This window comes from Aeromonas veronii bv. veronii (genome assembly GCF_000820225.1).
Classification (GTDB): Bacteria; Pseudomonadota; Gammaproteobacteria; order Enterobacterales; family Aeromonadaceae; genus Aeromonas; species Aeromonas veronii.
Genome location: NZ_CDDK01000020.1, coordinates 63,951 through 79,099 on the forward strand (window position 1 = coordinate 63,951; position 15,149 = coordinate 79,099).

Consider the following 15,149-nt stretch of genomic DNA (forward strand, 5'->3'; position numbering starts at 1 on the left):
GCTGGCCTTGTTGCTGATGGGAACCTCACTCCCCCTTGGCGATCCCTTCCCGGCGCGGATCCGCTGCGCCAAACCAGCCGCCAGTGTTGCGCTCAACCCCCTGCAGGCCGGAGGTCTGCTCGTTCAATACCACCTCATGTCCCCTCGCCTTCAGCCCCTCGACCACCGACATGGGGGTGCGTCCCACTTCCAGCTCGGTGGGGCCGTTGCGGCTGCCAAAGTTGGGCAGATTGATGGCCTGTTGCAGGTTCAGACCCCAATCCTGGGTGCCGAGCAGGGTCTTGCCCACGTAGTTGATGATGGCGGAGCCCCCCGGCGAGCCCAGTGTCATGGTCAGCTCGCCGCTTGGCTTGTCAAACACCAGCAGGGGTGACATGGAGGAGCGGGGCCGCTTGCCCGGCTCCACCCGGTTTGCCACCGGCAGACCGGCGGCATCCACCGAGGTGAAGGAGAAATCGGTGAGCTGGTTGTTGAGCAGGTAGCCGTTGACCATCTGACGCGATCCGAAACCATCCTCGATGGAGCTGGTCATGGAGATGGCCATCCCTGCCTTGTCGACGATCGAGACATGGCTGGTGGAGGGGAGTTCCGGGGTCGCATCCTTGCCCCGCGCCAGCGCCAGTGGCGGCGTACCGGGCTTGGCAATCCCTATGGAGTGCTGACCGACAAGCTTGCCGCGATCGGCCAGATAGCCCTTGTCCAGCAGCCCCTTCACCGGCACGCTGACAAAATCGCTGTCGGCGACGTACTGGTTGCGATCGGCGAAGGCCAGACGCGCCGCTTCGCTGTAGAGGTGGATAGCCTCGCTGGAGGCAGCCAGTCCCCCCTCCTTCGTGGTGATCGGCTTGAGGGCCGCCATATCACGGCTCTCCAGCATGCCGAAGATCTGGCCGAGCGCCAGGGTGCCGGACGAGGGAGTGGGAAAGCCGCAGATCTTGCTCTGGCGATAGTCAAAGCAGAGGCCATCCCGCAGTTTGGCCTGATAGCTGGCCAGGTCGGTGGCCGCCAGTACTCCGGGATTGGTGGGATGCTGGCGTACCTTGGCCACCATGGCATCCGCCAGCGGCCCCCGATAGAAGGCATCCGCCCCCTCTGTGGCCAGAGTGCGCAGCACCTTGGCCAGCGCCGGGTTGGTCAGCCGGGTGCCCGCCGTTTTGGGGCTGCCATCCGCCTGATAGAAGTAGGCACGCGCCTGCGGATCCCGTGCCAGATAGGGATCCTTGGCCAGCAATGTGGCTAGCCGTGGACTTATCACAAATCCTTGTTCTGCCAGCGTGATGGCGGGCTGGAACAGCACAGCCCAGGGCAGCTTGCCATAACGCTGATGGGCCAGTGCCAGAGCGCGCAGGGTACCGGGAACGCCGACCGAGCGGCCCCCGACCACCCCGTCATAAAAAGCCAGCGGCTTGCCATCTTGCATAAACAGCTGGTCGGTGGCGGCAGCCGGCGCCGTCTCGCGGCCATCCACTGCACTCACCTTGCGGCCATCCCACACCAGCAGCAGCGTTCCGCCACCGATCCCGGAGGATTGCGGCTCCACCAGCGTCAATACCAGCTGTACCGCAATGGCGGCATCGACGGCACTGCCACCGGCCTTGATGATTTGGTAGCCCGCATCCACCGCCAGCGGGTTGGCGGCCGCCACCATGAAGTCATGGCCCTGCCAGCCCTGCTTGTCGGTCCAGCCACTGGCGGCTTCGGGAGCGATCAGGGTCTGGGCTGGCGGGGTATAGTGAAAGCCGTTGTCACTGGCACAACCGGCCAGCAGGGCAAGGGCGATAGCGAGCCCCAGAGGTTTGCGCAACATGACACTCTCCTTGTCTGTTTTATGACCATGAAGAGGGACTATGTCACGATTGGCGCTGACAGCTCAAGTTATTGAACAAGATCAATATCTTACTCATCTATCAATAATGGCTATCCGCAATAGATATAAAAAAACCGCCCGAAGGCGGCTTTTACGATGGGATGGCAGAGGCCAAACAGGCGCAAGTCCGGTTAGATGGACTGCTCTTCGCCACCCAGGGCGGCAAACAGCGCCGGGATAAACTGGGAGAGCTCGGAGGTCACCAGCGCGAAATCTGCATCCAGACGGGCGGCCGGATCTTCGCTAGTGACGTCATCGTTCTGCTCGCGCAGCTCTTCGCTGAATTTCAGGCGCTTGATGGAGAGATCATCCCCCAACACGAAGCTGACAGTCTCGCCCCAGTTGAGGGCCAGCTTGGTCACCAGCTTGTCGTTTGCCAGATGGTTCTTGATTTCATCCGTCATCAGATCCTGCTGCTTGCAGCGGATGATGCCGCCGTGCTCCATGGCACTGCGCAGCTCGGCTTCATCTTCCAGAGTGAAGGAGGCAGGCAGGTTGCCCTCGTTCAACCACTCGGTCATGGTGATCTCCGGCGGGTTCTTGAGAGCCACCGGCACCACCGGCAGGGAGCCGATGGATTTGCGCAGCAGTGCCAGCAGATCATCCGCCTTCTTGGCAGAACCTGCATCCACCACCATCAAATTGTCGGCCGGATTGATCCAGGCGAAGGTCTGGCTGGTACGACTGAAGGCACGGGGCAGCAGGGTGTGGAGGATCTCCTCTTTCAGCGCCTCCTTCTCTTTCTTCTTGAGGGCGCGTCCCTGTTCGAACTCGATCGCCTCTACCTTCTCGGCCAGCATCTCCTTGACCACGGTACCGGGCAGCATCTTCTCCTCTTTGCGGGCGCAGATGAGGATGTGGCCGGAGGCAGAGTGGGTCAGGGTTGAGCCGAATTTGCCAAGGGGCTTGACCCACCCGAAACGGGAGATGTCCTGACTGCCGCAAGGGGTGAAGGCACAGGCTTCCAGCTGGGTTTCCAGCTGATCAACGGTCAGGTCAAAGGGGCGGGTAAAGCGATAAATCTGCAGGTTTTTAAACCACATGGCGTCCTCGGTCTCTAGATTGTCCGGCGGGCATTGTACTAGAGAGGCGCTTTGTGATCAGCCAATCATTCTCGCTAAATAAAGGGCGATCGACCTCACAGGGTCTCATTTATGTCACCTGTTTGTTCATCAAGTTCTCCTAGACTGCGAAAGTAAATTGTTAATAAGGATGAAGGTATGTTGCGGCCCAGTCGCCCGGAAGACATGGAAGAGATCGTCGAAATCTGGTTGCTGGCCTCCCTGCAGGCCCACGATTTCGTCGATGCCTCCTGCTGGTGGCAGGCCCAGGAGGATCTGCGTACCCGCTATCTCGATCGCGCCGCCATCTGGGTGTTCGAGGAGCGCGGCGATCTGCTCGGTTTCATGGCACTGGTGGACAACTATCTCGCCGCCCTGTTCGTACGCCCCGACCGTCAGGGCCGCGGCGTCGGCCACGCCCTGCTGCAGGAGGCCAAGCGTCAGGGGGCGTCGCTCCACGCCCGGGTCTTTGTCGAGAATGATCAGGCGGTGCGTTTCTATCGCCGCCACGGCTTCGTCATCGAGGCCGAGGAGTCCGATCCCCTCACCGGCCACCCCCAATACCGGATGTGCTGCGAACCGGCCTGAATCGATGCCAGCCCCCTGTTTTACTTGAAAAAAGCAAGGGGCATCCTCATCTTGTCCTCATCGGGTGCCACAGGCACCATCCCTGCAACCGGGCTGCTTTCCAATGAAAATCCTCCATACCGCCGACTGGCACCTTGGCCATCAACTTCATGGCCATGACCGCCGTTTTGAACACGATGCCTTTCTCGACTGGCTGAGCGACACCCTCAAGGCGCGCGAGATCGACGCCCTACTGGTGGCGGGCGATCTGTTTGATACTGCCAATCCGCCCGCCAGCGCCTGGCAACAGCTCTACCGCTTTCTGGCGCGGCTGCGCGCCGAGATGCCCCACCTCAATATGGTGCTGATCGGCGGCAACCACGACTCCCCCTCCAAGCTCGATGCCCCCCACGAGTTGCTGCGCGCCTTTGACCTGCATCTGGTCGGCAGCATCAGCCGCGACAGTGAGGGTAAGCTCGAAACCGACCGCCTGCTGGTGCCACTACAAGACAAGGAGGGTAACATTGCCGCCTGGTGCGCCGCCGTGCCGTTCCTGCGCAGCAGCGATCTGCGGGTGGAGCAGTTGGCAGAAGGGCAAGACAGGCTGATCGAAGGGGTTCGACAGGTCTACGCCGAGGTGCTGGCCGAAGGGCGCGCTCGCTGCGGGGAGGCGCTGCCACTGATTGCCATGGGCCACGCCTATCTGGCGGCGGGCCAGCTCTCGGAACTGTCAGAGCGGCGGGTGCTTGGCGGCAACCAGCACGCCCTGCCCGCCGAACTCTTTGCCGGTGCTGACTACACGGCGCTCGGTCACCTCCATCTGGCCCAGAGCCCGGCCGAGGGGGTGCACTACAGCGGCTCACCGCTGCCGCTTTCGCTTGCCGAAGCCAACTACAACCATCAGGTGCTGGAAGTGACCTTTGCGGAGGGGAAAATGGCCGGATTGGAGCGGATCCCGGTTCCCCGCGCGGTGGAGATGATCCGCCTGCCCCAGAGCACCCTCGACGACGCGCTGAACGCCATCACATCGCTCGAGCTGCCTGCTTGTCCACAAGAGGCACAGCCCTTCCTCGAAGTGCGGCTGCTGCTGCCCAAGCCCGAGGCCCGCATCCGCGAACGCATTCTGGCCGCCATCGCAGACAAACCGGTGCGTCTGGCCCGCATCAGCACCCAGTATCAGGGCTCGGGGGAAGGGCTGGCCGATGGTCGCGAGCGGCGCAGGCTCGATGAGCTCTCCCCCACCGAGGTGTTTCGCCTCTGCTATCAGCGCCAGTTCGAAGGGGAGCCCGAGGCGGGGCTGGTTGCCTCGTTTGAAGAGATCCTGGAGCAGGTGAAGGAGTCAAACCAATGAAAATCTTGTCTCTGTCAGGTGAGAATCTGGCCAGTCTGACCGGCCCCTTCACCATCGACTTTACCAGGGGAGCGCTCGGCGCCGCGGGCCTGTTTGCCATCACCGGCAATACCGGCGCCGGCAAGAGCACCTTGCTCGACGCCATTTGTCTGGCCTTATACGACGAGATGCCGCGCTTTATTGCCAATCGCAAGAACGTGGCCGAAGTGGGCCGCATGGATGACGAGGAAAAGCTCAAGGCCAACGACGTGCGTGGCATTCTCAGCCGCGGCCACGCCAGCGGTTTTGCCGAGGTGCAGCTTCGTGGCTGCGATGGCCGCATTTGGCTGGCCCGCTGGGCGGTGCGCCGGGCGCGCAACCGCTCGGAGGGGCGTTTTCAGGCGCAGGAGCGCACCCTGACCGATGTGGAGTCAGGGCAGGTTTTCTCCGGCAGCAAGCGGGAGCTGCAGGATCGCATCGACGAGCTGGTGGGTCTCTCCTGGGAGCAGTTCCGCCGCGCGGTGATCCTGCCGCAGGGGGAATTTGCCGCCTTCCTCAAATCGGATGCCAACGAGCGCTCCGCCCTGCTCGAACGGATGACCGGCACCGAGCTCTACTCCGCCATCTCCATCCAGACCTATGAACGGGCACGGGAAGAGCAGCAGAAGCTGGCCACCATCGCCCAGCGCCTCGGCGACGTGGCGCTGATGGACGAAGCGACCCGCGAACAGTGGGTGAACCAGCAGATAAGCCTCTCCACCACCCTCAAGCACGAGCAGCAACAGCAGCAGCTGATGCAGGACTTGCGCGACCTCAACAGCCGCATTGCAGCCCAGTTGCAGGGCTGCGCCGAGGGACAGGCGGCGCTCGATGCCGCCCTGCAGGCCCACGGCGCCGCGGCCCCCGAGCGCGAGGAGTTTGCCCGTGCCGAACAGGCCCAGGTGGCCCGCGCCGATCACGACGAGCTGGCCCGCCTCACTCTGGAAGTGCAGCAGCAGGAGAAGGTGATCGTCGAGCTGGGCCCGGAGCTGGCCAAACTCGAGGAGCAGACCCAGCAGAGCGCGCTGACCGAGCAGCAGCTGCTGGCGGAGAAGATCGCCGCCGAACGGGAATGGGGCGCCCTGCAACCCGAACTCAAGCGGGCGCAGGAGCTTGATACCCGCATCCGGGAAAAAGTGCAGCAATTGCAGAAGATCCAGCAGGAGGGGGCACAGGAGCGAGAAGTGCAACTCACGCTGGAGCAGGGCTGGCACGAGCAGAGCCGACAGGTGGAACTACTCAAGCAGCAGCACCAGCAGTGGGGGCTCTGGCTCGAAGAGAACAAGGAGCTGGCACCGGTCGCCCGCCAGTGGCAGCCCCTGCTCACCGCCATGCAGGATTGGGCCGAGGATGCCGACAAGCTGCAACAGCTGCTCACCCTGCGGGATCACAAGCTGCGCGCCCTGCAACAGTTGCAGCGCCAGCTGGAGCAAGGCCAGCAGGAGCGCGACTACTGGCAACATGAACAAGCTCGGCTGCAACAGCAACAGAACGAGTTGCAGGAGCAGCAGTGGGAGAGCCGCCTCGCCAAGGCGCAGGAGCAGTGGCAGCAGCAAACCGAACAACTGGGTCAGCTGCGCCAGCTGCTGGAGCTGGCCGACTATGGCCGCAACCACGGCGAACAGCATGACCGCTTGCAGCAGGAGATTGCCCAGTTGGAGCAGGCCCTCGGCAAGCTCGCCACCCTCGGCGAAGAGCTGGCCCCCGCCCGCGAGCGGCTCGCCCTGCAGCGGGATGAGGCACGCCACGCGCTGGAGCAGTCCCGTGCCATCGCCAGCTTCGAGCAGTATCGCCATATCCTGAGCGATGGCGAACCTTGTCCGCTGTGCGGTTCCGGGGAGCACCCCTACAGCCAGAGCCAGCCCCAGGTGGCGGGGATCCTGGCTCAGCTGGCGGAGCGGGTCAGAAGCCTCGAACTCGAATGGGATCGGCTCAATCATCAATACATTCAGTGCGAGAGCGAGCGTCAGGAGCTGGCCCGCCAGCTGGCGGTGCGTCAGCAACATCTGCCGGAGCTGGAAGCCCGCGCCGAGCAGCTGACCCAGCGCTGGCAACAGCTGGGGGGCGATACCCTGCTCGGCCATCCGCTGCCGCTGCGCCAGAGCCCCATTGAGTGGAACGAGCTGATGAGCACACTGCTTGGCCGTGGCCAGGCGCTGGAGCAGGGGTTGGCCCAGAGCCAGCAGCAGCTGCGTCAGGCCCAGCTTGGCCAACAACAGCTGCAAGGGGTGCGTCAACAACTAAGCCAACTGGCTGCCCAGCACCAACAGTTTGACCAGCAGTGGCAGGAGGCCGATCGCCAGCGCATCGCGCTGGAAGGGGAAGTGAAGGGGATGGGCGAGCAGGAGGCGACCCTGCGCCAGCGACTCGAACAGGGGGGCAACCGTCTCGATGAGCAGATGGCTGGCCAACCCTGGCGCCAGTGGCTCGGCAGCCAGCAGTGGCACGAGTGGCAGCGAGCCTGCGAAGCCTGGCTGCACGGCCAGAGCGAGTGGGAGCGGCTGGCCAGCGAGATCGCCAGCCTCACCCCCGCCCAGAGTGCGCAGGAGGCGCGCCTGCAGACCCAGCGCGAGCTGCTGCACAAACTCGAGCGGGACTACAAGGAGCACGAACAGCAGCGTCAGGGGCTGCTCACCAGCCGTGCCGCCTGTCTCGGTGGCGAGGAGATCCCGCTGGTCGAGAGCCGCTGGCAGCAACGACTGCAACAACTCGCCAGCGAACTGGAGCTGATGCAAAGCGGCGCCCGCGCTCTGCGGGAGCGGCAGACCGAACTCAAGACCCGCCTCACCCATGTGGAGCAGGAAAAGCAGACCAGCAGCCGCCGCAAGCGGGAGGTGCTGGGCCGCTGGGCCGCCCACGCCAGCACCCTTGGCATTGCCGAGTACGACCTTCGCAGCCTGCTTGCCATCACTCCCGATGAGCTCAAGGCTCGCCGCTCTGCCCTGCAAGGGTTGGAAGATGCCCTTGGCGAGGCGCGCACCCGCCTTGCCGAGCGACAACGGGCGCTGGCGCTGGAGGAGAGCAAACGGGATCGCTATCGCGAGCATCACCCCGAGCTGGCCGCCCTGGCGCAGGAGGAGCTGGTACTGCGGCTCACGGCGCTGGAAGCCCACTGCCGCGAGCTCGACGAGCAACTGTTCGAGTGCAAGAGCACGCTGGCGCAGGCCGAAGCGGCCGCCCTCAAGGCGGGCAGCCTGCAACAGGAGCTGGCCGCCCAGCAGGCGGTGGCCGATCACTGGCAGCAGCTGTGCGATCTGATCGGGCAGGCCAACGGCGCCAAGTTCCGCACCTTTGCCCAGAGCCTCACCCTCGAGCGTCTGCTGCTGGAGGCCAACGCCCAGCTCGCCGAGCTCTCGCCGCGCTACCGGCTGGAGCGAGTACCCAGCACCGATCTGGCGCTGCAAGTGGTGGATCTCGACATGGGGGACGAGGTGCGCTCGGTGGACTCCCTATCCGGTGGCGAGAGTTTTCTGGTGTCGCTGGCGCTGGCGCTGGCCCTCTCCAGCCTCTCGTCACGCCAGACCCAGGTCGAGTCGCTGTTTATCGACGAGGGGTTTGGCACCCTGGATCCGGACAGTCTGGATCTGGCGCTCGCCAGCCTCGATTCCCTCCAAGCCGCCGGTCGCCAGATCGGGGTCATCTCCCACGTCCAGACGTTGGTGGAGCGGATTGGCGTGCAGATCAGGGTCGAAGCCCTCGGCGGTGGCGAGAGCCGGGTAGTGGTTCCCTGAGAGCCTTCGGCTCAATCACCAGTACCATCGGCTCAACCCCGACGCGGTAAATAACAAGACCCCGCCAATTGGCGGGGTCTTGTTGAGAGGCTATCAGCCGAAGCGGTAGGCGCCCATATAGAGGCTGCCGCCATCCCAGCTCTCGTGCAGCCGGGTGGGTGCCACACCATCGGCCGCCCCCAACGCCACAAAGAGCGGGCGCAGGTGGTCATCGTGGGGATGGGACTCCACCGCGCCTGGAGCCTGCTGGCGATAGTCGAGCAGCGCCCCCCTATCCTCGTCGGCCATCTTCTGCTCCAGCCAGTCGACAAACTGGCTGGCCCACTCTGGCACCGGCGAGCCTTCCGGTGCCAGCGCCCGCAGGTTGTGGGTGATGGCGCCGGAGGCGAGGATGCCAATCCCCTGACTACGCAGTGCCCCCAACACCTCTCCCAACTGCCACAACTGGGTCGGGGTGAAGCTCGCGGGAATAGAGATCTGCACCAGCGGGATCTCGCTGTTTGGGTCGATCAGGGAGAGCGGCGACCAGACCCCGTGATCCAGCTCGCGCCGCACCGGGGTGGCGGTCAGTCCGGCCAGTGCCAGCTGGTCGCTCACCCCTTGTTGCAGCCACTCGGGGCTGCTGGCAGGCCAGCGCATCCGGTAGAGGGGCTCGGGAAAACCGTAAAAGTCGTACATCAAGGCCGGTTTGGGCTCGACGTTGATCTGCAGCTCGCGGCTGAACCAGTGGGCGGAGATGACCACCAGCCCCTTGAGCTCACCCAGACGCAGGGTTCGCAGAAAGCGGGTGGCGGGTTGCTCACGCAGCACCAGATCCGGTGCGCCGTGAGAGATAAACCAGACGGGGGCGAGGGACATAAAGCAGACTCCAACAAAGTATCAGGGGGCGATACCGGAGGGGATATCGCTGTTGGAATCGATTATCCTCCCACCATTAAAGGTGAACAATCCAGCAAGATAGATAAGCACTATCAACTAATGGTTGATAATCTCACGCCTTCACGACCGGTAAACAGCAATAGATATCAAGGCTGCGGCGCATCCGGCTGCGGTCGGGCTGTACGAAGCGCCATCCGGGTCGCTGCACTGTGATCCTGCCACTCTCGCCACGCCAATCCCTCGGCGGCCGCCTCCCCTTTCACTGGATGGGAGAAGATCGCCAGCAGTCGCGCATTATCAGGCCAGTAGCGGGCTGGCAGCGTCTGAACCAGCAGCAGGGCTGTGCCCAGCAAGAGCAGAGCCCATCCGGTTTCATGGCTGTTTTTCATCCCGACCTCCTTCACTCGTGCGCCAATGAACTAACATTTTTGCGCAAGCCGGTGACAAGACAGTGACAGCGGACGGGTGGTCATTTTACAACATCTGAACCTCAACCCGGCCAAACAACCACAGATGGCAACATTTGTATCCCTTCAGCCCGAACCTGTGGCCGTATGCTCTAAAATGTGACTCACAGGAAAACGTTATCCCTGAAAAGAAAACGTTATCTGGTCAAAACGTTGTTTCTGGATCATAAAAAGATTCCAAAAACTGGTGTATATTGCTCGGCGGAAATTCCTTAACCATGAAGATTGACATGAAAAAGACCAAAATTGTCTGCACCATCGGTCCGAAGACCGAATCCAAAGAAATGCTGGCCAAAATGCTGGACGCCGGCATGAACGTCATGCGCCTGAACTTCTCCCACGGTGACTACACCGAGCACGGCAGCCGCATCAGCAACCTGCGCGCTGTGATGGCCGAGACCGGCAAGCACGCAGCTATCCTGCTGGACACCAAGGGTCCGGAAATCCGTACCATGAAGCTGGAAGGCGGCAACGACGTCGCGCTGGTCGCTGGCCAGACTTTCACCTTCACCACCGACCAGACCGTGGTTGGCAACAAAGACAAAGTGGCCGTGACCTATGCAGGTTTCGCCAACGATCTGCGCGTCGGCAACCGCATCCTGGTTGATGACGGCCTGATCGGTCTGGACGTTATCGAAATCACCGAGCGCGAAGTTATCTGTAAAGTGCTGAACAACGGTGACCTGGGCGAGAACAAAGGCGTTAACCTGCCGGGCGTCTCCATCAAGCTGCCGGCCCTGGCCGAGAAAGACAAGCGCGACCTGATCTTCGGTTGCGAGCAAGGCGTTGATTTCGTTGCTGCTTCTTTCATCCGTAAGAAAGAAGACGTTCTGGAAATCCGTGAGCACCTGAAAGCCCACGGTGGCGAGAACATCCAGATCATCTCCAAGATCGAAAACCAGGAAGGTCTGGACAACTTCGACGAGATCCTGGCTGTTTCCGACGGCATCATGGTTGCTCGTGGCGACATGGGTGTAGAGATCCCGGTTGAAGAAGTTATCTTCGCCCAGAAGATGATCATCGCCAAGTGCAACAAAGCCCGCAAAGTGGTTATCACTGCCACCCAGATGCTGGACTCCATGATCAAGAACCCGCGTCCGACCCGCGCCGAAGCTGGTGACGTGGCCAACGCCATCCTGGACGGTACCGACGCAGTGATGCTGTCCGGTGAATCCGCCAAGGGTAAGTACCCGCTGGAAGCCGTGACCATCATGGCCACCATCTGCGAGCGTACCGATGCCGTGATGCCGTCCAACCTGTCTGCTGCCAACGACAGCAACAAGCTGCGCATCACCGAAGCCGTATGTAAAGGCGCCGTAGAGACCTCCGAGAAGCTGGACGCCCCGCTGATCGTGGTCGCTACCGAAGGCGGCAAATCTGCCAAGGCCATTCGCAAGTACTTCCCGAAAGCCTGGATCCTGGCTATCACCACCAACAAGAAAACTGCTGCCCAGCTGGTTCTGACCAAGGGTGTGGTTGCCCACGTGGTTGACAGCATCGCCTCTACCGACGATTTCTATCGCATCGGTAAAGAAGCCGCGCTGGAAATCGGCATGGGTCTGAAAGGTGACGTGGTTGTGATGGTCTCCGGTGCTCTGGTACCGAGCGGCACCACCAACACCGCTTCTGTTCACGTTCTTTAATCAGAGCTGAACGAGTTGAAAACGGCGCCTGCGGGCGCCGTTTTTTTTGTCCCTCCCCCCTGCTTACCTGACAAGCCCGGTGTTAGAATCCACGCGAATTTAATCTATGCGGGAAATCTCCCGAATATCGCGTAATAACCCGGAAGTTATATGCCCTCAATACGTTTTAAAAGAGTCTCGGCCACCCTGTTGCCGCTGCTCTGTCTCCTCGCCAGCCTCTGCGTCCCGCAAGCCATGGCGCAAGATGTCCCCTCTCGCAACGCAGTTCAGCGAGCGCTGGATGGTCTGGGTAAATCAGAGACCCTGACCGTCAGTCAGCAAGCGGATCAGAAGTTGCTGACCGAAACCCTCGCCCTGCTCGACAGCATCGACAAGGAAGAGGCAAAGGCCAAGACCCAGGCCCAGCGGATCCGCAACCTGCCCACCGAACTCAGAGAGATCAGTGCCAAGCTCGATGCCCTGACCAAGGGCAAGAGTGCCGAGCAGATCAAGAGCGAATACGCCAGCATGAGTCTGGCAGAGCTCGACAGTCGTCAGCCGGAAGTGTTGGCCAACATGCAGGCGGCCCAGGAGGCCCTCGGCGCCATCGGCAGCCAGCTCACCAGCTTGCAGACCCTGCCGGAGCGGGCCCAGGCCAGCATGAGCCGTGCCTATCAGCGCAGTCAGGAGATCCGTACCCGCCTCAACGCCGGTGAAAGCGTCTCCAGCGCCGAGAAGATGAAGCTCGGTGCCGAGCTGGCCCTGCTCGACCTGCAACTGGCCCACCTGCAAAAGGAGCTGGATAACCGTACCAGCATGCAGGATCTGGCGATCAAGCAGCGCGACTACCAGAGTGCCCGTCTCGCCAGCGAAGAGCAGAAACTGCAGCTGTTGCAGGATCAGAGCAGCGCCAAGCGCCTCGGCGACACCGAAAAAACCGCCGAGCAGACCGGTGAACTGGTGGCGACCGAAGACAGCCCGCTGGTGCAAAAAGAGCAGGAGCTCAACCACCAGCTCAGCCAGCAGCTGATCGGTGCCACCACCAGCCTCAACTCGCTGGTACAGAAAAACCTGCAAGCCAAGAGCTGGCTGGAGCGCGGCATCCAGACCGAGCGCAACCTCAATGAACAGGTGCAGATGCTCAAGGGCAATCTGCTGCTGTCACGCATCCTCTATCAGCTCTATCAGCAGCTGGAGGCTGCCCCCACCATCGCCGTCAAAAACCTGGAAGAGCAGATCGCCGATCTGCATCTGGCCCAGTTTGAACTGAGCCAGCAGCGTGACCAGCTGTTCCAGAAGAACCTATATCTGGACAATCTGATCGCCGGCAGCAAGGAACCGGTCAGCGAGGAGGACAAGGAGAACCTTGCCAAGCTGCTCGATACCCGCATCAATCTGCTCGATCAGCTCAACCGCCAACTCGACAGCCAGCTCACCAACGCCATCAGCCTGCAGCTGACCCAGCAGCAGCTGGCACGGGTCTATGCCTCTATCGAATTTACCCTGCAGCAACACATCTTCTGGGTAAGCAGCAACAAGCCCATCGACAGCAAGTGGTTTATCAGCTGGCCCGCCCAGGCCTACAAACAGGCCTCCGACTGGGTATTGAAACCGGACTGGAAACGCTGGCGCGAAGAGCTCTTGGGGATCTCCCTGCTCGCCTTCCCGCTGCTGCTGATCGGCGGCCTGCTGGTCTGGAAACGTCCGGCGCTGGTTGAGCGCGAGAAGAAGATCACCAAGGACCTTGGCCGTTTCCGTCAGGACAGCCAGTGGCACACCCCGCGCGCCCTGCTCTATACCGTGCTGCAACGCCTGCCGGGCAGCATGTTCATTCTGGCTGGCGGTCTGCTGCTGACCTACTGCGGTCTGCTCAGTCCCAAGCTGATGTTCCAGATCACCCTGAACCTCGCCCTCGGTTATCTGGTGTTCAGCGTCTATCTGGCGGTGATGCGCCCGGGCGGCATCGCCGAAACCCACTTCCGGATCCCGAAAGCGGAGCTGCAGGCCAAGCGCAACAGCATGCGCTACATCTGGTTGCCACTGCTGCCGCTCATCATGCTCGCAACCAAGGCGGTGGTTGAACCCTCCACCCTGGGCAACGACGTGATCGGCCAGGCCATGACCCTGACCCTGCTGGGGCTGGCCGCCTATCTGGTGTTCCCCATCTCCCGCGCCCGCATCAAGGGCGAGGCGAGCATGCAGAAGTCGCTGATCGCCATCGCCCTGGCGCTGGCACCGGTGGCGCTGATCGTGCTGGCCGTGCTCGGTTACTACTACACCGCGCTGAAGCTGACCGGTCGCCTGATCGAATCCTTCTACCTCATCATCATCTGGAGCCTGGTCTACCGCACCGCCCTGCGTGGTCTGGAGCTGGCGGCCCGTCGTCTGGCCTACCGCCGTGCGGTGGCCAAGCGTGAGCACAAATCTTCGGAAGATGCGGAAGGTGGCGAGTCCATCGAAGAGCAGCCCATGGACCTGGAGGATGTCAGCCAGCAGTCCCTGCGTCTGACCCGTACCGTGCTGATGCTGATCTTCGGCGTCGCCTTCTACTGGCTCTGGTCCGATCTGGTCGCGGTCTTCTCCTACCTCGACAGCATGGTGCTGTGGCACCGCAGTGAAGGCACCGGCGCCAACGCCGTGCTCTTCCCCATCAGCCTGAGTGATGTGCTGATCGGCTTCCTGCTGCTCGGCGGTGCCTGGTCACTGGCGCGCAACCTGCCGGGCTTGCTGGAGGTGCTGGTGCTCTCCAAGCTCAACCTGGCTCAGGGGACCGCCTACGCCATCACTACCATGCTCAACTACGTGCTGATCGGCTTTGGCTCCCTCACCGCTCTCTCCATGATGGGCGTGCAGTGGGACAAGCTGCAGTGGGTAGCGGGTGGTCTGTCCGTCGGTATCGGTTTCGGCATGAAGGAGATCCTCTCCAACTTCGTCTCCGGCATCATCATCCTGTTCGAGCGTCCGGTGCGGATCGGTGACACCGTCACCATCGGCTCCTTCTCCGGTACCGTCTCGCGGATCCGCATTCGCGCCACCACCCTGACCGACTTCGACCGCAAAGAGGTGATCATCCCCAACCAGCAACTGATGACAGAACGGCTCATCAACTGGTCGCTGAGTGACACCGTCACCCGGGTGATCGTGCGGGTGGGCGTGGCGTATGGCTCGGATCTCGAGCTGACCCGCACCCTGCTCAAGCAGGCGGCCGACGAAAACAGTCGGGTACTGAAAGATCCGGCCCCCATCGTCTACTTCCTCACCTTTGGCGCCAGCACCCTGGATCACGAGCTGCGCTTCTTCGTGAGCGAACTGGGGGATCGCAACCCGGCGGTGGACGAGTTGAACCGCAAGATCGACCAGCTGTTCCGCGAGAACGGCATCGAGATCGCCTTCAACCAGATGGATGTCTACATCAAGAACATGCAGGGCGAAGAGCAGAAGGTGGAGTCCAACTCCGCCGCCCTGCCGCCGCCCGCAGAAGATGGCAAGCAGCCAGCCTGATAGCGAACTGCATTGATCTGATGACAACAGCCGCTCACCCAGGTGAGCGGCTTTTTTATGCCCAGTGTCCCGTCCTGAATATGGT

General features: G+C 62.1%; 9 protein-coding genes. 5 read left to right on the forward strand and 4 right to left on the reverse strand.

The window, feature by feature from the left end:
• Window positions 1–25 precede the first annotated feature (25 nt).
• Together ggt and rdgC are read right to left on the reverse strand one after the other, a co-directional pair.
• On the reverse strand, window positions 26–1,807 hold the full coding sequence (ggt, locus tag BN1139_RS09370; RefSeq protein ID WP_005350108.1) for a gamma-glutamyltransferase: 1,782 nt from the start codon (window positions 1,805–1,807) through the stop codon (window positions 26–28).
• A gap of 191 nt (window positions 1,808–1,998) precedes the next feature.
• Entirely contained in the window at window positions 1,999–2,910 is a 912-nt protein-coding gene (gene rdgC / locus BN1139_RS09375; RefSeq protein WP_005350107.1) for a recombination-associated protein RdgC, read from the reverse strand.
• Between the two features lie 177 nt (window positions 2,911–3,087).
• Between rdgC and BN1139_RS09380 the strand changes: the two genes are divergently transcribed.
• The 3 genes from BN1139_RS09380 (at window position 3,088) to BN1139_RS09390 (ending at window position 8,595) form a co-directional block, all read left to right on the forward strand.
• Window positions 3,088–3,516: a GNAT family N-acetyltransferase gene (locus BN1139_RS09380; protein ID WP_005338252.1), complete on the forward strand. Its 429-nt coding sequence runs from the start codon at window positions 3,088–3,090 to the stop codon at window positions 3,514–3,516.
• Window positions 3,517–3,619: 103 nt separating this feature from the next.
• On the forward strand, window positions 3,620–4,846 hold the full coding sequence (locus tag BN1139_RS09385) for an exonuclease SbcCD subunit D C-terminal domain-containing protein (RefSeq protein WP_005350096.1): 1,227 nt from the start codon (window positions 3,620–3,622) through the stop codon (window positions 4,844–4,846).
• The gene (locus BN1139_RS09390; protein ID WP_005350095.1) at window positions 4,843–8,595 is read left to right on the forward strand and encodes an AAA family ATPase; all 3,753 of its coding nucleotides are present in this window, start codon (window positions 4,843–4,845) and stop codon (window positions 8,593–8,595) included. Before BN1139_RS09385 ends, BN1139_RS09390 begins: the two co-directional genes overlap by 4 nt.
• Window positions 8,596–8,688: 93 nt before the next feature.
• Here the strand turns inward: BN1139_RS09390 and BN1139_RS09395 are convergent, their stop codons facing one another.
• A complete protein-coding gene (locus tag BN1139_RS09395; protein WP_005350094.1) occupies window positions 8,689–9,453 on the reverse strand; it encodes a DODA-type extradiol aromatic ring-opening family dioxygenase in 765 nt (254 codons plus the stop codon).
• Window positions 9,454–9,620: 167 nt separating this feature from the next.
• Window positions 9,621–9,863 (reverse strand): hypothetical protein, encoded by a 243-nt coding sequence (locus BN1139_RS09400; RefSeq protein WP_005350089.1) that lies wholly within the window; start codon window positions 9,861–9,863, stop codon window positions 9,621–9,623.
• Between the two features lie 308 nt (window positions 9,864–10,171).
• Here BN1139_RS09400 and pykF point away from each other — a divergent pair, with 308 nt between their 5' ends.
• The gene (pykF, locus tag BN1139_RS09405) at window positions 10,172–11,584 is read left to right on the forward strand and encodes a pyruvate kinase PykF (RefSeq protein WP_041202669.1); all 1,413 of its coding nucleotides are present in this window, start codon (window positions 10,172–10,174) and stop codon (window positions 11,582–11,584) included.
• 150 nt (window positions 11,585–11,734) lie between these two features.
• A complete protein-coding gene (gene mscK, locus BN1139_RS09410) occupies window positions 11,735–15,064 on the forward strand; it encodes a mechanosensitive channel MscK (protein WP_005350073.1) in 3,330 nt (1,109 codons plus the stop codon).
• Window positions 15,065–15,149 lie beyond the last annotated feature (85 nt).

Excerpts from the sequence above, each read along its gene's own strand:
- ggt (WP_005350108.1), bottom strand. The coding sequence starts at position 1,807 with ATGTTGCGCAAACCTCTGGGGCTCGCTATCGCCCTTGCCCTGCTGGCC.
- rdgC (WP_005350107.1), bottom strand. The coding sequence starts at position 2,910 with ATGTGGTTTAAAAACCTGCAGATTTATCGCTTTACCCGCCCCTTTGAC.
- BN1139_RS09380 (WP_005338252.1), top strand. The coding sequence starts at position 3,088 with ATGTTGCGGCCCAGTCGCCCGGAAGACATGGAAGAGATCGTCGAAATC.
- BN1139_RS09385 (WP_005350096.1), top strand. The coding sequence starts at position 3,620 with ATGAAAATCCTCCATACCGCCGACTGGCACCTTGGCCATCAACTTCAT.
- BN1139_RS09390 (WP_005350095.1), top strand. The coding sequence starts at position 4,843 with ATGAAAATCTTGTCTCTGTCAGGTGAGAATCTGGCCAGTCTGACCGGC.
- BN1139_RS09395 (WP_005350094.1), bottom strand. The coding sequence starts at position 9,453 with ATGTCCCTCGCCCCCGTCTGGTTTATCTCTCACGGCGCACCGGATCTG.
- BN1139_RS09400 (WP_005350089.1), bottom strand. The coding sequence starts at position 9,863 with ATGAAAAACAGCCATGAAACCGGATGGGCTCTGCTCTTGCTGGGCACA.
- pykF (WP_041202669.1), top strand. The coding sequence starts at position 10,172 with ATGAAAAAGACCAAAATTGTCTGCACCATCGGTCCGAAGACCGAATCC.
- mscK (WP_005350073.1), top strand. The coding sequence starts at position 11,735 with ATGCCCTCAATACGTTTTAAAAGAGTCTCGGCCACCCTGTTGCCGCTG.